We start from the raw sequence: 17593 nt of genomic DNA, 5'->3' as shown, positions 1-17593 counted from the left end.
AAGCGACGCCTCGTCTCCGCTCGCGACGAGGGCGGCACCGGACGGCCCGACCGGGAGCCGCCTCAGGCGTCGAAATCCATGACGAGGCTCGTCGCCGTGCGGTTGGCGCTCGACGTGCCGGTGGCGCCGTAACCGGAACTGCCGGTCAGGGTCGATTGCAGTTGCGAGAGGAAGTCGGAGAGCAGCTTGCTCGTGGCGGTGTTGGCGTCGCCGGAGGAGGTTCCGCTCGACGCGGAATCGGAGGAGGCGCCGGTGTCCGCGGTGCCGGAGGCCGCGTCGGGGGGCGGCGGGCCGCCCGGACCTCCGATCCCGTTCGGTCCGCCCTGCCCGCCGCCGTGGTCGCCCTTGCCTCCGCTCGCGAACAGCGACTTGAGGGTGTCGGCCTGATCGCTGGTGAGGCTGCCCGCGCTGACCTGATCGGCGATCAGCCCGTCGATCTTGTCCTTCATCGCCGACGGGTCGCGACGCGTGGTGCGGGTCGACGAGGAGGTCGAACTCGACGCGGCCGAATCCGAGGCGTCCGAGGACAGGCTGGTGTCGATCGAATCGAGGGCTGAGGTCAGCGCCGTGGCGTCGGTGGCGCTGATCGAGCCGGAGGAGACGCCCTGCTGGATCTGGTCGTCGATCCGCGAGCGTCCGCCGCCGCCGGAGGGCGGGGGCGGCGGGCGCATCGCTTGCGCGGTGGTGGACGAGATCGAGGTCATGGCGGGCTCTCCGGATGCTGCCTGCGGGCAATTTGCCCACGTCATCAGGAAGCGCCCGTTCGCTTAACGGGATCTTGCCGCCGGGTGGCGCAATCGTTTCCGAATGTTTCGGAAGGGCGGCCCGGCAACGTTGAGCCGCATCTTTGCGGAAGGGTTTACGCCGTCTGAACGCCCGTCCCCGCCTCCCGCGGGCGCGCCGAGGCGAGCGGCAGCTCGATCCGGGCGCGGAGGCCGCCGCCGGGGCGGTTCTCCAGGCGCAGGCGCCCGCCATGACCCTCGACGATGGCGAGCACGATCGACAGGCCGAGCCCGAAGCCGCTCGCCGCATCGAGGTTGCGGGCACGGTCGCCCCGCACGAAGGGCTGGAGCATGGCGCTGCGCTCGGCATCGGGGATGCCGGGGCCGTCGTCCAGAACCTCCACCGCCACGCCCGGGCGGTCCGCCGGTCCCGCCGGTCCCATCACGAGTCGGGCGCCGCCGCCGTACTTCACGGCGTTGTCGACGAGGTTGGTGATCGCCCGCTGGAGGTCGTCGGTCCGTCCGCGCACGAGGACGTGGCGGGTCCGCTCCAGGCTCACCGCCGCGCCGATGTCGGCGAATCCGTCGCAGACCGTCTGCACCACGGAGGCGAGGTCGATCAGCGCGGTCTCGGATTCGGATTTCCCGCCCTGCCCGTCCCGGACATAGGAGAGCGCCGATTCCACCAGCCCGTTCATCTGGTCGAGGTCGCGCAGGGTCATCTCGCGGGCGCGCTCGTCCTCGATGAACTCGGCGCGCAGGCGCAGTCGGGTGATCGGGGTGCGCAGGTCGTGGCTGATCGCGGCCAGCATCTGCGTGCGGTCGTCGAGCAGGCGCAGCACCCGGGCGCGCATCCGGTCGAGCGCGCGGGCGAGCGCCAGCACCTCCTCCGGGCCGCGCCCGGGCAGGGGCGGCGGCTCCTCGGCCGTGCCGAAGGCTTCCGCCGCGGCCGCGAGCCCGGCGAGCGGCGCGGTGATCGCCCGCGTCGCCCAGAACGACAGCAGCGTGAGGCTGACGCTCAGGAAGACGAAGGTGAAGACGATGGGCCCCTGCGCCGGCGGGCGCGGGTGGTCGTCGGGCAGCACCGCCCGCATCCGCGCGCTGGCGGGGGTGGTGATGCCGATCTGCAGGAGGCCGGTCTGCGCCCGGTCGGGGGCGAGGTCGGTGACCGGCAACCGGCGCCCGAACCCGTCGCGCAGGCGCTCGACCAGGGGATGGCGCTCGATCCCGCCCTCCGGCCTCTCACGGGCGCCCTCCGGAGCGCCCTGCCCGGCCGGCGGCGCGGCGCCGTCCCAGGGGGCGATGCGCAGGGTCGGCAGGCCCCGCGCCGCGGCGCGGATCAGGCCCTCGCGCTCGCCCGGCTCGGCGGCGTCGAGCAGGCGCGCGACGGTGGAGAGCCGGGTCGCGGCGACCCCCGGCCGCTCGTCCGGCCGCCACGGCTCGCGCAGGGCCAGCACCGCCACCGCCGCGAGCACGTGGGCGGCCAGCAGCGCCGCGACGACGAGAAGCGCGATCTGCCCGGCGGCCTTTTTCGGGCGCGGCCAGGGCAGGTGCCATGACCGGTGCCATGACCGGTGCCGCGGCCGGGGCTGCGCGGGGACGGGCGTGGCAGGTGCCTCCGCCGCGGTTCGGGTGCCGCTCATGTCCGGGCGATCTCCGGGGCGAACAGGTAGCCCCCCGAGCGGATCGTGCGGATGATCTCGGGGTTGCGCGGATCGCGCTCGATCTTCTGGCGGATGCGCGAGACCAGCACGTCGATGCTGCGTTCGAACGGTCCCGCCGCCCGCCCCTGCGTCAGGTCGAGGAGCTGGTCGCGGGAGAGCACCCGGCCCGGGCGCAGGCACAGCGCGTGCAGCAGGTCGAACTCGGCTCCCGTGATGGCGATGCGCGCCCCCTCCGGGCTCAGGACCTGCCGCAGGCCGACGTCGAGGATCCAGCCGGAGAAGTGGAAGCGGCGGGCGCCGTCCCCGTCCTGCGGCTCGGCGCCCTTGCGCCGCAGGATCGCCCGGATCCGCGCCAGCAGTTCGCGCGGGTTGAACGGCTTGCCGAGATAGTCGTCGGCGCCGATCTCCAGCCCGACGATCCGGTCGATCTCCTCGGATTTCGCCGTGAGCATCAGGATCGGCACCTGCGAGGAGGCGCGCAGGCGCCGGCACAGGCTCAGGCCGTCCTCGCCCGGCAGCATCAGGTCGAGGACGATGAGATCGACCCGGGCGTCGGCGAGCACCCGGTCCATCTCGCGCCCGTCGCCCGCAAGACTCACCCGGCACTCGTTGGCGCGCAGGTAGCGCGCGACCAGCGCACTGATCTCGCGGTCGTCCTCGACGACGAGGACGTGGGGGGTCGGCGGGTTCGCGGTCATGACGGAAACAGTCTTAGAGAGTGCCTCACAGAACGCCCGGTCACCGACCGTTCTCGCTCTGGCGACGACGGCGCGGCGGGAGTTTTGCGAGAGACACTTACGCCCGCGCCCGCCCCGCCCGGAAGCGGGAACGGCCTCCGAGATTGTAACCGCCCGTTTCCGGCAAGGCCCGGGACATCCTCGGTAACAATCCGATCCGGCAAGGGCTCCCTCGATGGCCCTGGTTTTCTGGGCCGGCCTCAGTCGCCGGCGCCGGCTTCCGCGGACATCGCGGCCCCTTGGGCTTTCGCTCCGCTCGATGCTCTTCAGGGCATCCATCCTGAAAAGCCCGCTCCGCGCGGCGCTCCTGGTCGTGTCCCTTGGCGCCGCGAAGCCGCTCGAGCGGCTTCGAGCGATGGCCCTGATGATTGCCCTGCCGCGCGCCGATTCTTATGTCGGGCGGGCGTGCTCGACAGGTCCGGGCGCGGGAGGAGAACCCCGATGCAAGGCTCGAACCGCCTTTTCGACGACGTCGCCCGCCTGTTCACCGATGCCGCCGGCGCCGCCCAGGGCGTGCGCCGCGAGGCGGAGACGATGTTCAAGGGTCAGGTCGAGCGCCTGATCCGCGACATGGACGTCGCGACCCGCGAGGAGGTCGACGTGCTGCGCGACCTCGTCGCGGCCCTGCGCAGCCAGAACGATGCGCTCGCCGCCCGGGTCGGCGCCCTGGAGGCCCGGCTCGGGGCCGGGACGGGGGGCGCCGGCAGCACCGAATCGGTCTGAGGCCGCGCGCCGAGGGGAAGCCGAATCCGGATTTCTTTGCACAGGAAGCATCGGTGGATAGCCGGGTTGCCCACCGCTGATGCCGGGGCGACGCTTTGAAGCCCGCGGGGCGCGCGGGCTATAAACGTTGCGAAGTCGATTCGCCCCGGAGGACAGGTGGAACCGAACCCCGGGCTCGTGAAATCTGGACTGTAACCCTCCGCAGGACGGGGCTCGACGGGATTTGCCTCGAATCCCGTCACGGCCCTGCTTTGCCCGCCGGCCCGATCGAGCCCCTCGACCGGGTCGACAACTTGGATCGCCATGACCCAGCTCAACCTCATCGAAGACACCGACCGGCCGGAGCACCCGCTCGATGTCGTCGAGCGCCTCGCCTCGCTGCGGGACTGGATCTTCGACCGTATCGAGACCGACGAGATGTCGGTCTCCGTCTCGGGCCGCTGGGCCGAGTACCACGTCGCCTTCACCTGGATCGAGGAAGTCGAGTCGCTGCACGTGGCCGCCGCCTTCGACCTGAAGGTGCCGGAGCGGCGCCGGGCCGAGATGCTGCGCCTCGTCGCGCTGGTCAACGAGCAGCTCTGGATCGGCCATTTCGACCTGTGGTCGTCGGACAGCGTGGTGATGTTCCGCCACTCCCTGCTGCTCACCGACGGCATCGCCCCGACGCAAGGTCAGTGCGCGATGATGATGAAGACGGCGGCCGATGCCTGCGAGCGCTACTATCAGGCGTTCCAGTTCGTGCTCTGGGCCGGCAAGAGCGCCCGCGAGGCTCTCGATGCCGTGCTGTTCGAGACCGAGGGCGAGGCCTGATCCGAACCCGGCCGCGGCCCTTGCTTCGCGGCCTGTCCGGTGGGATCGAGGGCGCATGACGCGCGATGAAGCCTCGACCGCCTTCCCCACGCCCCTGGTTCTGGCCGGCGCCGGCAAGATGGGGGCGGCCCTGCTGCGGGGCTGGCTCGCGGGCGGGCTCGATCCCGCCGCGGTGACGGTGGTGGATCCGCAGCCGTCGCCCGAGGTTGACGGGCTCTGCGCCGAGCGGGGCTTGCGCCTCAACCCACGGGACGCGGCGCCCGCCGGGGCGCTGGTGCTCGGCATCAAGCCGCAGGTTCTGGATGCGGCGGCGGCCACCCTCGAGGGCTGGATCGGTCCGGACACCCTCGTCGTCTCGATCCTGGCCGGCAAGACCATCGCCGACCTGAAGCGGCGCCTGCCGGCCGCCCGCGCCGTGGTGCGCGTCATGCCCAACCTGCCCGCCAGCATCGGCCGGGGTGCGACCGGTGCCGTCGGCAGCCCCGAGGTCGGCCCGCGGGCGCGGGCGGGCGCGCAGGCGCTTCTGGACAGTTCCGGCCTCGTCGCGTGGCTCGACGACGAGAGGCTGATCGACGCGGTGACCGCGGTCTCGGGCTCGGGCCCGGCCTACGTGTTCCTGCTCGCGGAGGCGCTCGCCGAGGCGGGCGTGGCGGCGGGGCTGCCGCCGGTCCTGTCGGCGCAGCTCGCCCGCGCCACCGTCGCCGGAGCCGGCGCCCTGCTCGACTCCGACGCCCGCGAGGCCGGCCGACTGCGCCGGGACGTGACCTCGCCCGGCGGCACCACCGCGGCGGCGCTCGCCGTGCTGATGCGCCAGGGGGGCCTCCCGGCCCTGATGACGGAAGCGGTGGCGGAAGCGCGGCGCCGGGCGGGCGAATTGTCCGGCTGATCCCCACCGGCGATGATCCCGCCTCATCGCCGGTCGCCCGCGAAGGCGCGGCGGTGGGCGCCCGCCGGACGCAGGGAAGCCGACCATCGGCCGGCTTCTTGGTATGACGCGGGATACGCTTCAAGCGCGCGGCTCCGCCCCTACATGAGAGGGGACGCGAAGACGGAGCACGGACCATGGACACGGCGCCCGAGCCGACATCCGGCGGCAAGCCCGAGACCGGCGGCAAGACTGCTTCCCCGAAATCCGCGAAGCCGAAGGCCGCCCACAAGCCCGATCCGCGCGAGCCTCATCCGCGCGAGGCGGCGGTCGAGGCGCTGATGCGGCTCGCCGCCGAGCAGCCCTGGAACGACATCGAGATCGGCGACATCGCCCGCGAGGCGAACCTGAGCCTCGCGGACCTGCGCGAGCTGTTTCCCTCGAAGGGCGCCGTGCTCGGCGGCCTGTCGCGGATCGTCGACCGGGCGGTGCTGGAGGCCGAGACCGACGACCTCGCCGACGAGCCGTCCCGCGAGCGCCTGTTCGACGTGCTGATGCGCCGCCTCGACGCGATGGCGCCCTACAAGACGGCGCTGCGGCGCATCGCCTTCGCCCTGCGCGGCGACCCGCTCTCGATGCTGGCCTTGAACGGCGTCGCCCTCAACTCCCACCGCTACATGCTGGCCGCGGCCGGCATCGACACGGAGGGGCCGCTCGGGCGGCTGAAGATCCAGGGCACCGTGATCGCCTTCGCCCGCACCGTCGAGGTCTGGCTGGAGGACGACGACCCGGCGCTCGCCCGCACCATGGCCAAGCTCGACCGTGAGATCCGCCGCGGCGAGACGGTGATGGAGCGCGCCGACGACGCCCGCCGCCTCACCGCGCCCCTGCGCGCGCTGGGCCGGGCCCTGCTGGAGCGCCGCCCGCGCCGCGACACGACCCGGCCGCCCGCGGGCGATGCCGAGGACCGCGACCCGGCCGCGGCGATCTGAGTGGTAGATGATGGGGCCGGTTTGGATTCGTCGGCCCCATCGAGGACGGGCTCGCCAGAGCCTGCTCGATCGCGATGCAATCGGGCATGGCTCTCATTCGAAGCCTGTCGATCCGCGAACGCGAGGTGGCTGTTCCGGCGCAGCCGGTACGGGTCTGGAACTGTAACTTGACGAGTTGATCATTCGGGATGGCGATTGTAGCGCGAGCCCTTCGATGCGGTGACTCTTATGCAGTTTAAGCATGGTAGGGTTTTAGACATTGTTTTGGTGGATATTTTATATTTTTCTCTGAGAGCTTGTTTGACTGCGGTGATCCCATCTCGCCCCTCATCCTGAGGTGCCGCGTGAGCGGCCTCGAAGGATGCTCCAGGATCGCGCGGGATCTGGAGCACCCTTCGAGGCCTCCGCTGCGCTCCGGCACCTCAGGATGAGGGTGGGGCTGGAGCAGGGCTTTCCTCTCGCCTTGCCGTGGCCTGACGAAGACACGGCGGCCGGGAAACAGGCTCTGATTGCTTGATGGTATCAGAGCCTGTTTGCCCGAGCTGATGTGGCGATCAGGACGGTCCTCATGCTGAGGTGCCGAGCGAAAGCTCGGCTTTGAGCCCCCCGGAACGGTCGATCCCACGGCGCCGGCCTGCCGGGAGAAGCGTCGCGGCGTGCTTCGAGGCTGCTGGTGCACGGCCTCGACATGAGGAATGATGGGCTTGCCGGAACAGCGCGCTCAAACGGGCTCTCATTGCGCGGGCATTGCCATCGGCCATGCACCATGCCGGGATCGAGGCCGGCCCTCGTGCTTTCTAGCGGTCCCAACCCTTCAGGTCGCACAGCGTCATGAAGTCATGGATGGTGATCAAATCTGCATCGAGAAGAGCCAGGGCCTCGTCGCGGCTCTTGATCGCGTCGGCGTTCATCGGATCATGCCCTGCCATTGACTGCTTTTGAGAACGGCAGGGCAAAGCTTCAGTTCCGGCCGGGTCGCGCGACTTTTGTCTCCCGGCTTGACGGGGCCCTACCCCCGCCGGTTGCCGCCCATCGTCGCCTGCATCCGCGAGAGCTGCGGGATGTGCAGCTGGATCAGCGGAATCGTGCCCGCCGCGATGCGGCGCAGGCCCGGATCGTTGCCCGCCCGGGCATGGGAGCCGTGGATCTGATAGGCCTCCTGATGCCCCTGCAGCGAGGCGTTGACGAACATCGCGTCGTATTCGGAGCCGCCCTGCATGCCGGAGATCGTCAGGGGCGTCGGAACAGGTCGGCCGAACAGGCTCTCGGGGCCGTCATGCCTGATCGGCTCGCTCCAACTGCGCCATGAACTCCGGCACGACCTGGAACAGGTCACCGACGAGTCCGTAATCGGCGACCTGGAAGATCGGGGCGTCCTCGTCCTTGTTGATCGCCACGATCACCTTGGCGTCCTTCATGCCGGCCAGGTGCTGGATCGCCCCGGAGATGCCCACCGCCACGTAGAGGTCGGGCGCCACCACCTTGCCGGTCTGGCCGACCTGCCAGTCGTTCGGGGCGTAGCCCGCGTCCACCGCGGCGCGCGAGGCGCCCACCGCCGCGCCGAGGGCGTCCGCCAGCGGCTCGATCAGCGCCTTGAACTGCTCCGCCGAGCCGAGCGAGCGGCCGCCGGAGACGACGAACTTGGCCGAGGCCAGCTCCGGCCGGTCGGACCGGGCGATGTCTTCCGACTTGTAGGCGGCGCCGAGCGCGTCGGGCGCCGCGGCCGAGACCGCCTCGACCGGGGCGGCCGCGCCGCCCGCCTGCGCCGCCGTGAAGGCGGCGGTGCGCACGGTGATCACCCGCTTGCCCGCGCCCGCCCGCACCGTCTGGATCGCGTTGCCGGCGTAGATCGGCCGCTCGAAGGTGTCGGGCGCCACCACCTTGATGATGTCGGAGATCTGCGCCACGTCGAGCAAGGCGGCCACCCGCGGCAACGTGTTCTTGCCCGTGGTCGTGGCCGCGGCCACGATCGCGTCGTAACCGTCCGCGATCGCCGCGATCAGCGCGGCGGCGGGTTCGGCGAGATCGTGGTCGTAGGCCGCGTCCTCGGCGTTCAGAACCGTCTCGACGCCGTCGAGCGCGGCCGCGGCCGCGGCCGCCGCCTTCGAACCGGAGCCGAGCACCAGGGCGTGGACCGGCTGGCCCAGGGCCCGGGCCGCGGTCAGCGCCTTCAGGGTGCCGTCCTTGATCTGCCCGTGGGCGTGCTCGGCGTAGAGGAGCGTGGTCATCGGCGAAACCTTCGGGAACGAGGGAGGAGGGACGCCGCTCGACCGGGGCCGGGAGCGGCGCGGCCCGAGGATCAGAGCACGCCGGCTTCGACCTTGAGCTTCTGCACGAGTTCGGCGGCGGAGGCGACCTTCACGCCCGCCTGCCGGCCCGGCGGCTCGGCGACCCTGAGCACGGTCAGCTTCGGCGTGACGTCGATGCCGAGGGTCTCGGGGCTCAGCTCCTCCAGCGGCTTCTTCTTGGCCTTCATGATGTTGGGCAGCGAGGCGTAGCGCGGCTCGTTGAGGCGCAGGTCCGTGGTGACGATGGCCGGCAGCCTGAGCGCGACGGTCTGGAGGCCGCCATCGACCTCGCGGGTCACGTCGATGCCGTCCTCGCCGAATGCGAGCCGGAAGGCGAAGGTGCCCTGCGGCCAGCCCAGCAGCGCGGCCAGCATCTGCCCGGTCTGGTTCGAATCGTCGTCGATGGCCTGCTTGCCGAGGATGACGAGGCCGGGGCCTTCCCGTTCGACCACGGCCTTGAGCAGCTTGGCCACGGCCAGCGGCTCGCACGCGACGTCGGTCTTGATCAGCACGGCCCGGTCGGCCCCCATGGCGAGGGCGGTGCGCAGCGTCTCCTGCGCGGCTTGCGGGCCGATCGAGACCGCGACGATCTCGGAGACCCGGCCCTTCTCCTTCAGCCGGATCGCCTCCTCGACGGCGATCTCGTCGAACGGGTTCATCGACATCTTGACGTTGGCCAGTTCCACGCCAGAACCGTCCGCCTTGACCCGGATCTTCACGTTGTAGTCGACGACCCGCTTCACCGGCACCAAAACCTTCATGGCCAACTCCCGAGAGACACGTCATCCGGCCGCAGGCGTCGCGGCGCGGGACCCTTACGCCGGTTCGCGAGGCGCCTCGCGCAGCGCCCGGCGCAGCACCTTGCCGACATTGGTCTTGGGCAGCGTCTTGTGCAGCACGATCCGGCGCGGCACCTTGTAACCGGTGAGGCCGGCCCGGGCGTGCGCCTTCAGGGCGTCCGGGCTCACCGAGGGATCACGCAGCACCACGTGCGCCACCACCATCTCGCCGCTGTCGGGGCAGGGCGCGCCGACCACCGCGCATTCGAGCACGCCCGGATGGGTGGCGAGCACGTCCTCGACCTCGTTCGGATAGACGTTGAAGCCTGAGACCAGGATCATGTCCTTCATCCGGTCGACGATGCGGACCTGCCCGTCGGGGGTCATCACCGCCACGTCGCCGGTGCGGAAGAAGCCGTCCTCCGTCGTCACCCTGGCGGTCTCGTCGGGGCGGTTCCAGTAGCCGGCCATGACCTGGGGGCCGCGCACGCAGAGTTCGCCCGGTACGCCGAAGGGCAGCGCCGTGCCATCCTCGGCCCGGATCGACACCTCGGTCGAGGGCACGGGATAGCCGATCGTGCCGGACCATTCCTGCAGCCGGTGAGGGTTCACGCAGACGACGGGCGAGGTCTCCGACAGGCCGTAGCCCTCGATGATCGCCGTGCCCGTGACCTGCTTCCAGCGTGCCGCCACGGCCGACTGCACCGCCATGCCGCCGCCGACCACGAAGTCGACCTTCGAGAAGTCGACCGTGCCGATCTTCGGGTGGTTGCCGAGCAGGTTGAACAGGGTGTTCACCCCCGACATGTGGGTGAAGCGGTGCCGTGCGAGCGTCCTCACGAAGCCGTCGGCGTCGCGCGGGTTCGGGATCAGCAGGCAGGTGCCGCCCGCGCGGATGAAGAACAGGAAGCAGCAGGTCAGCGCGAAGATGTGGTAGAGCGGCAGGGCCGTGACCATCACGCGTTCGGGACCGTCCGGGTCGGCGGCGCCGAACCAGGTCTGGCTCTGCACCACGTTGGCCATGACGTTGCGATGGGTCAGCATCGCCGCCTTGGCCACGCCGGTGGTGCCGCCGGTATATTGCAGGAAGGCGAGATCCCCCTGCGTGACGGGCACCGGCGCGAACGGCAGCCCGCGCCCGGTCTTCAGCACGTCGGCGAGGCGCAGGCCGAGCCCCCGCGGCAGGCGGTAGGACGGCACCGCCTTCTTGATGTGGCGCGCCGCGAGGTTGATCAGCCTCCCCTTGAGGCCGAGCCCGTCGCCGGGCGAGGCGAGCACGACCCGGTCGAGGCCCAGGGACGGGAGCGCGGCGGCCACGGTCGCGGCGAAGGTCTCCAGCACGACGAGGAGGCGGGCGCCGGAATCGTTGAGCTGGGCGGCGAGTTCGCGCGGCGTGTAGAGCGGATTGACGTTGACGACGGTGCCGCCGGCCAGGAGCGTGCCGAACAGCGCGATCGGGTAAGCCGGCACGTTCGGCATCATCAGGGCGACGCGGTCGCCCTTGGCGAAGCCCTGCCGCTGGAGCCAGGCGGCGAAGGCGCCGGCCATGGCGCCGAGTTGGGCGTAGCTGAGCGTCGCGCCGAAGCCGATCACGGCGGTCCGATCGGCGAAGCGCGCGGTGCTCGCCGCGAACATGTCGACGAGGGTGCCGAGTCCGTCGACGTCGATGTCGGCCGGCATGCCGGGCGGATACGACGCCAGCCACGGCCTGACGGCCCTCTGCTCCTCGATCATGGCGCGCCCTCCGCCCCGTTCGTTGTCGTTGTGCCGCCGGACCTCGGACGTCGCTCCCGTGGTCCGATCAGGCCGTGCCCGCCTCGCAGCTCGTGCGCTCAGACGAACTGGCCGAGGCCCGGGACCGAGCCCACGATCGGGCCGATCACGTCCTCCCCGGCCCGCTCGCGGCCGTAGGCGAACAGCTCCCGGCCGAGCGGGTGCATCTGATTCATCGACACGCCGGCCGCCATGAGCTTCTGGCCGAGCCCCATCACGCCGCCCATCATGCCGCTGAGCCGGCCCAGCAGGCCGCCGCCGGCCGGCGCGTCCATGACCGCGGCGCTGCCCGGGATCGCGGCGACGAGACGCTCGACTTCCGGGGCGGGCCCTTCCTTGCGCAGGAAGGTCAGGATGATCCCGATCGCCTTCCGGGCCGTGGCCGTGTCGAGCCCGGTCGCCGCCATCACGCGCGTCGTCAGTTCTTCCACCTCTTGCCTCCCGTTCGCTGTTTCGTGCCGTTTCTTGGAAGTATGGCGGCGATCAAAACCGGCGTCGTCGGCCTGGCCTCCGCCGCGACGCGGGCGCCCAACCGGCTCGGAGCGGTCCGCAGCCCACTCGATGGCAGGCAGCATTGCACGTTGGGCGGGCAAAGGATTGCCATCCGGTGCCAGGATTTTGATAATCCATGCCGGCTCCCCGACGGAATCCGAGATGACCCCGCAGGTTGACGAAGCGCTGGTGGACGGCATGGCATGGTCCGGGTTCGATCGGGCGGTCCGGCACCTGCCCGGCGGTGCCGCTTCGGTGTTCCGCTCGCTCGGCCTGTCGCCGGAGGCGATCGACCGGCCCGGCCCCTGCACCTCGCTCGCCACCTATGTCCGCTACTTCGAGGTGGCGGCTCAGATGTCGGGCGACCCGTGTTTCGGCCTCGGACTCGGGACCATGACCCGTGCCGAGCGCTCGGGCATCCCCGGCTACCTCGTGCTGAACGCCCGGCGCTTCCGGGATGCGATCCGGGATCTCGCCCGCACCCTGCCGACGCTGGTGGGCGGCATTCACCTCACGCTGGCGGAACACCGCGATCCGCCGGCGCTCCTCTGGTCGATCGTCACGGATGTCGGTCCCTCGGCCCAGTTCACGGGCCACGGCAACGGCTTCTTCGTCCGGATGCTGCAGGCGCATCGCGGACAGCGCTGGCGGCCGGTGCGGGTGCTGTGCGCCATGCCGGAACCCCCGCGGCCGGAGCGCTACCGTTCGGGCCTGGGCTGTCCCGTCGGGTTCGACAGCCCCGTCAACGCGATCGAACTGCGTCGCGACGAACTCGATGCGGAGCGCACCGGCGTGGATATCCGGCTGCACGCGCTGCTCTCGACCTACGCCCAGGTTCTGCTCGACCGGCACGGCCCGTCCGCCTGCGCCCTGGAGACCGATGTCCGGATGGCGCTGCGCGACGGTTTCGCCCTCGGTACGAGCGACATCGAGGCGGTGGCGCGGCGGCTCGACCGGTCGCGGCGCGGCCTGCAGCGGGCGCTGGCGGAGCGCGGCCTCTCGTTCCGCGGCCTGAGGGACGGCGAGCGCTTCGCCCTCGCGCAGACCCTCCTGAGAGAGAGCCGGCGGCCGATCGGCGAGATCGCGGCCCGGCTCGGCTACGCGGAGACGGCGGCGTTCTCGCGCGCCTTCAAGACCCGGTTCGGCACGAGCCCCTACGCGTTCCGCAGGGCCGACCGGCGATGAACGAGGCTCCGCCCCGACGCATTCCGGTGGATCGGGCCGGTGGATCGGGAACCTCTTCGCCTGCGATGCCGTCCGGCACCCCGTTCCGGGATCCAGCTCGACCGGCAGCGGAAGAACCGGGCCCTGGAACGCTTGGCCCGGGCCGGGCCGGTGCCCGGCTCGCCGCGCTTCGGCCCCGAGCGGGTTGACAGCCCCTCTCCAGGCCGAATAGCCAAGCTGCGACGGTTCCCCTCGGGGATCAAAAGGGAACGCGGTGAGGGCTTTTGCCCGATGCCGCGGCTGCCCCCGCAACTGTAAGCGGCGAGCCTTCCGCCACCATGTCACTGGGCAGCCTCGCCCGGGAAGACGGTGAGAGGGCAGCGACCCGCGAGCCAGGAGACCTGCCGTCAGTCGTGGTCACACGCGAAACGCGTCGGGCGGGGTGTCCCGGCGGGTGTCGAAGGCCCGCCATCCCTGCGAGGAGGCGGTGACCCGAGGCCTCGTTCGCGGTGACGTGCCACTGCCGTTGCCCGAGGCCCGTCTCCCGTGCCCCATCTCCTTCGTTCCGCTCTCCGGAGCGTGCTGGCGCTTTCCTGCGCCGGTCCGGCCCTGCTCGCCTCGGCCCTGGCCCACGCCCAGCAGGTTGCTGCGCCCTTCGCGGACATGCCGCGCGGCGGCGAGGCCGCCGTCTCGCTCGCCGAGATCTCGGTCTCGGCCACCGGGGTGCCGACGCCGGTTACACAGACCGGGTCCAGCGTGACCGTGCTGACCTCGGACCTGCTCCAGGCCCAGCAGATCCGCACCGTGCCGGACGCCCTGCAGCAGGTGCCCGGCCTCAACGTGGTCCGCACCGGCGGTGCCGGCGGCCAGACCTCGGTCTTCCTCCGCGGCACCAACTCGAACCACGTGAAGGTCCAGATCGACGGCATCGACGTCAACGACCCCTCGACCCCGAACCGCGCCTTCGACTTCAGCCAGCTCCTGACCGAGGACCTCTCCCGCATCGAGGTTTTGCGCGGCCCCCAGAGCGGCCTCTACGGCGCGGACGCCATCGGCGGCGTCGTCGCCTTCGTGACCAAGCGTGGTGAGGGTCCGGCCCGGGCTGCCGCCTTCGTCGAGGGCGGCTCCTACGGCACCGCCAAGCAGGGCGGCCGCATCTCCGGCTCGGAGGGCATCCTCGACTACTCGGTCGGCGTCCAGCACCTGCGCCAGGCCGCGCTGCCGGTGACGCCCTTCGAGCTCCTGCCGGTCGGCGTTCCGCTCCGGACCGCCTTCACCGACATCAAGACCGTCTCGACCAAGCTCGGCGCGCAGCTCACCGACACCGTCCGCCTCAACACCGTGCTGCGCTTCTCCGACAGCGCCTATCTCGACCAGGCGGACGGTGGCTTCCCCTACCGGCCGCTGCCATACCGAAACCTCAACGACCAGCGGCAGCTCCTCATGCGCGGCGAGGCCGAGTGGACGCCGGTCCCGGGCGTCCACAACGTCTTCGGGGCGAACTACGCCGCCTTCGACCGCCTGAGCGCCGGTCCCCTCGACCCGTTGTCGCCTCCGACGCCGACGACCTCTCTCGGCGAGCGCAGCCGCTTCGACTACCGCGGCGACGCGCAGCTCGCGCCGGGCAGCCTCCTGCTGTTCGGGGCGCAACGCGAGGACGAGCGCATCGAGACGACCGGCCTGAACCGCGCGAACGGCAACACCGGCGGCTTCGCCGAGCTTCAATCCGCCCTCACCGACCGCGTCTTCCTCGTCGCCAACATCCGCCACGACGCGAACGACCAGTTCGGCGGCGCCACCACCTTCCGGGTCGCGCAGAGCACCATCCTGCCGGGCACCGAGACGCGCCTGAAGGGCAGTGTCGGCACCGGGTTCAAGCCGCCGACCCTGAGCCAACTCTACCAAGACTATCCGGACTTCCGCTTCTTCGGGAACCCGAACCTGCGGCCGGAGGAGAGCTTCGGCTTCGACGCCGGCTTCGAACAGCCGCTCGGCGACCGCGTGCTCGTCGGCGCGACCTATTTCGAGACCGACTTCCGCAACCTGATCCAGACGGCCTCCTTCCCGACCTACGCGACCAACGTGAACCTCGGCCGCGCCGTGGCCTACGGCGCGGAGAGCTTCGTCTCGGTCAGGTTCACCGACACCCTCGGCGCCCGGGCCGACTACACCAACACGGTGACCAAGGACGAGGTCGCGGGCCAGGAGCTGCTGCGGCGCCCCCGCCACAAGGTCAGCCTCACCGGCCTCTGGACGCCGCTGCCGAGCCTGACGCTCACCGGCACCCTGATCGCCGTCGGCGCCTTCGTCGACGGGAATCGGGATTTTTCGGTCACGCGGCTGAGGAACCCGGGCTTCACCCTGGTCAACCTCTCGGCCAACTACGCATGGTCGGAGACGACGACTTTGTTCGCGCGCATCGATAACCTGTTCGACCAGCGCTACCAGAACCCGACGGGCTTTCTGGGACCGGGCCTTGCCGTCTACGGCGGCGTGCGCCTGACCACGTTCTGAGGTGACGATGCCGTCGCGGGCCGTGACCGTTCTCTCGGCCGTCCTGGCCGCCATGCCCGCGGCCCGTGCCGCCGACTCGGCGGGGACGCCGGTCCGCGTGGTCTCGATGAACCTGTGCGCGGACGAACTCGTCCTGCGGCTGGCCGACCGCGCGCAGGTCCTGGCGGTCACCGGCCTCGCCCGTGACCCGCGCGGCTCGACGGTCGCGGAGAAGGCCGCCGGCTTAGCCGTCACGCGCGGCCTCACGGAGGAGATCGTCGCGCTCCGGCCGGACCTCGTCGTCGCGGGCGCCTTCACCACCCGCGCGACCGTCGGCATGCTCAGGCGCGTCGGTTCCCCGGTGCTCGAACTCGGCGTGCCGGCCGACCTCGACGGCGTGCGTGCGCAAGTTCGGCAGGTCGCGGCGGCCGTGGGCCATCCGGAGCGCGGCGAGGCGATGGTCGCGGAACTCGACGCCAGGCTCGCGTCCATCCGGCCGGCCACCCGTCCCTTGCGGGCCCTGGTCCTGCGGCCGAACGCCTTCACGGTCGTGCCCGGCGGCCTCGGCGACGCGCTCATCCGCGCCGCGGGCCTCGTCAACGTGGCGGCCGAGATCGGTCGCGACCGCTTCGGGCAGGTGCCGCTCGAAACCGCGGCGCTCGCGAATGCCGACCTGATCGTGGTCGATGAGGCTGCGCCGGGCATGCCCTCGCTCGCCGACACGCTCCTGCACCACCCCGTCTTCCGAGCGCTGGCGCGGGAGCATCGGACGGTCGCTATCCCGAACCGCTTCTGGACCTGCCCAGGACCCCAGGTCGCCGAGGTCGTTGCACGCTTGGCCGAGGCGGCGAACGCGCGGGCGGCACGGCCATGAGCGCGCCTGTCACGAGCCTCGTCCGCCCCGGTACGCCGGGTGCCCGTCGAGCCGTCATCGCCCTTCTCGGCTTGGCCGTCCTCGTCCTGACGCTCGCCTCGGTCGCCATCGGCTACGCGCCCTTCGACGTAGGGGCCGCCTTCGCGGACCTCGCCGCGGGCCGGACCACGCTGCCGGCCCTGGTGCTGTGGGAGCTGCGCATCCCGCGGGCGCTTCTCGGCGGCCTCGTCGGGTTCAGCCTCGGCCTGACCGGCGCGGCGATGCAGGGCTACCTGCGCAACCCGCTCGCCGACCCCGGCATCCTCGGCCTCTCCTCGGCGGCGGCTCTGGGCGCCGTCGTCGTCTTCTACGGCGGCCTCGCCGCCTCGGTGAGCCTCGCCCTGCCGCTCGGCGGCATCGCCGGGGCGGCGGTCGCGGCGTTCCTCCTCAACCTCCTGGCCGCCCGCGGCGGCAGCACGCTGGGGCTGATCCTGGCCGGCGTCGGCCTGTCGAGTCTCGCCGGCGCCCTGACCGCGCTGGCGCTCAACCTGTCGCCCAACCCCTACGCGGCGCTGGAAATCGTGTTCTGGCTGATGGGCTCGCTCAGCGACCGCAGCATGGACCACGTCCTCCTCTGCCTGCCGCTGATGGCGATCGGATGGGGCCTGATGCTGTCCACGGGCTCCGCCCTCGACGCCCTCACGCTCGGCGAGGACACCGCCGCGAGCCTCGGGGTCGGGCTCGTCTCGGTGCGGCTGCGCCTCGTCACCGGTGCGGCGCTCGCGGTCGGCAGCGGGGTGGCGGTCTCCGGCGCCATCGGCTTCGTCGGCCTCGTGGTGCCGCATCTCATGCGACCCCTCGTCGGGGCCCGTCCCGGGGCCGGCCTGTTGCCGAGCGGGCTCGGCGGTGCGGTTCTGGTTCTCGCGGCGGATATCGGCGTGCGCGGGCTCGCCACCCGGCCCGAACTCAAGCTCGGGGTGGTGACCGCGCTCGTCGGCGCGCCCTTCCTGATCGTGCTGCTCCTGGGAAACCGCGGGAGGCGGGCATGAGCCTCCCCGTCAGCCTCCCCGTCATGGGCCTTGCCGCGCACGACGTCCGGGTGACGCGGGATGGCCGGACGATCCTGGCGGATATCGGGCTCGCCCTGGAGCGCGGCCGGGCCGCGGACGGAACCCCCTACATCCTGCCCTGGGCGCGGTCCGGGACTTCGCCCGGGACTTCGGCGGAGGAGAGCGGTG

Annotated in this window: 15 protein-coding genes, 1 pseudogene and 1 riboswitch; of the genes and pseudogenes, 8 read left to right on the top strand and 8 right to left on the bottom strand. The window is 71.6% G+C overall.

Going from position 1 to position 17593, the window contains the following annotated elements; genetic code table 11:
• Positions 1-62 precede the first annotated feature (62 nt).
• From PGN25_21800 to PGN25_21790, 3 genes are all read right to left on the bottom strand, one after another.
• A complete protein-coding gene (locus PGN25_21800) occupies positions 63-704 on the bottom strand; it encodes a hypothetical protein (GenBank protein ID MEH3120143.1) in 642 nt (213 codons plus the stop codon).
• Positions 705-859: 155 nt separating this feature from the next.
• Positions 860-2365, bottom strand: a complete 1506-nt coding sequence (locus PGN25_21795; GenBank protein MEH3120142.1) for an ATP-binding protein — start codon at positions 2363-2365, stop codon at positions 860-862.
• Entirely contained in the window at positions 2362-3084 is a 723-nt protein-coding gene (locus tag PGN25_21790; GenBank protein ID MEH3120141.1) for a response regulator, read from the bottom strand. Before PGN25_21790 ends, PGN25_21795 begins: the two co-directional genes overlap by 4 nt.
• A 480-nt stretch (positions 3085-3564) precedes the next feature.
• Between PGN25_21790 and PGN25_21785 the strand changes: the two genes are divergently transcribed.
• From PGN25_21785 to PGN25_21770, 4 genes are all read left to right on the top strand, one after another.
• A complete protein-coding gene (locus PGN25_21785) occupies positions 3565-3846 on the top strand; it encodes an accessory factor UbiK family protein (protein MEH3120140.1) in 282 nt (93 codons plus the stop codon).
• A 303-nt stretch (positions 3847-4149) separates the two neighbouring features.
• The gene (locus PGN25_21780) at positions 4150-4656 is read left to right on the top strand and encodes a YbjN domain-containing protein (GenBank protein MEH3120139.1); all 507 of its coding nucleotides are present in this window, start codon (positions 4150-4152) and stop codon (positions 4654-4656) included.
• Between the two features lie 55 nt (positions 4657-4711).
• The gene (gene proC, locus PGN25_21775; GenBank protein ID MEH3120138.1) at positions 4712-5542 is read left to right on the top strand and encodes a pyrroline-5-carboxylate reductase; all 831 of its coding nucleotides are present in this window, start codon (positions 4712-4714) and stop codon (positions 5540-5542) included.
• Positions 5543-5718: 176 nt separating this feature from the next.
• On the top strand, positions 5719-6513 hold the full coding sequence (locus PGN25_21770; protein ID MEH3120137.1) for a TetR/AcrR family transcriptional regulator: 795 nt from the start codon (positions 5719-5721) through the stop codon (positions 6511-6513).
• 1009 nt (positions 6514-7522) lie between these two features.
• On the opposite strand, the pseudogene PGN25_21765 reads toward PGN25_21770, so the two are convergent.
• From PGN25_21765 to PGN25_21745, 5 genes and pseudogenes are all read right to left on the bottom strand, one after another.
• Positions 7523-7741 (bottom strand): annotated as a pseudogene (locus PGN25_21765) (DUF4142 domain-containing protein).
• Positions 7742-7787: 46 nt separating this feature from the next.
• Positions 7788-8741, bottom strand: coding sequence for an FAD-binding protein (locus PGN25_21760; GenBank protein MEH3120136.1), 954 nt, complete (start codon positions 8739-8741; stop codon positions 7788-7790).
• A 71-nt stretch (positions 8742-8812) separates the two neighbouring features.
• On the bottom strand, positions 8813-9562 hold the full coding sequence (locus PGN25_21755; GenBank protein MEH3120135.1) for an electron transfer flavoprotein subunit beta/FixA family protein: 750 nt from the start codon (positions 9560-9562) through the stop codon (positions 8813-8815).
• A gap of 54 nt (positions 9563-9616) precedes the next feature.
• Complete coding sequence (locus PGN25_21750) at positions 9617-11314, bottom strand: AMP-binding protein (protein ID MEH3120134.1); 1698 nt, start codon at positions 11312-11314, stop codon at positions 9617-9619.
• A gap of 98 nt (positions 11315-11412) precedes the next feature.
• Positions 11413-11784: a DUF2267 domain-containing protein gene (locus PGN25_21745; GenBank protein ID MEH3120133.1), complete on the bottom strand. Its 372-nt coding sequence runs from the start codon at positions 11782-11784 to the stop codon at positions 11413-11415.
• 223 nt (positions 11785-12007) lie between these two features.
• Here PGN25_21745 and PGN25_21740 point away from each other — a divergent pair, with 223 nt between their 5' ends.
• The 4 genes from PGN25_21740 to PGN25_21725 all read left to right on the top strand — a co-directional run bounded on the left by PGN25_21740 (position 12008) and on the right by PGN25_21725 (position 17404).
• On the top strand, positions 12008-13030 hold the full coding sequence (locus tag PGN25_21740; GenBank protein ID MEH3120132.1) for an AraC family transcriptional regulator ligand-binding domain-containing protein: 1023 nt from the start codon (positions 12008-12010) through the stop codon (positions 13028-13030).
• 205 nt (positions 13031-13235) lie between these two features.
• Positions 13236-13433, top strand: a riboswitch (cobalamin riboswitch).
• Positions 13434-13555: 122 nt separating this feature from the next.
• Positions 13556-15523, top strand: a complete 1968-nt coding sequence (locus tag PGN25_21735; GenBank protein MEH3120131.1) for a TonB-dependent receptor — start codon at positions 13556-13558, stop codon at positions 15521-15523.
• A 7-nt stretch (positions 15524-15530) separates the two neighbouring features.
• Positions 15531-16376 (top strand): ABC transporter substrate-binding protein, encoded by an 846-nt coding sequence (locus tag PGN25_21730; GenBank protein ID MEH3120130.1) that lies wholly within the window; start codon positions 15531-15533, stop codon positions 16374-16376.
• Positions 16373-17404: an iron ABC transporter permease gene (locus tag PGN25_21725; protein ID MEH3120129.1), complete on the top strand. Its 1032-nt coding sequence runs from the start codon at positions 16373-16375 to the stop codon at positions 17402-17404. Before PGN25_21730 ends, PGN25_21725 begins: the two co-directional genes overlap by 4 nt.
• Positions 17405-17593: the final 189 nt, after the last annotated feature.

It is taken from the genome of Methylorubrum populi (assembly GCA_036946625.1).
GTDB lineage: Bacteria > Pseudomonadota > Alphaproteobacteria > Rhizobiales > Beijerinckiaceae > Methylobacterium > Methylobacterium populi_C.
The sequence above is the reverse complement of the archived record's forward strand: the minus strand, read 5'-3'. Positions and strand labels throughout refer to the sequence as shown.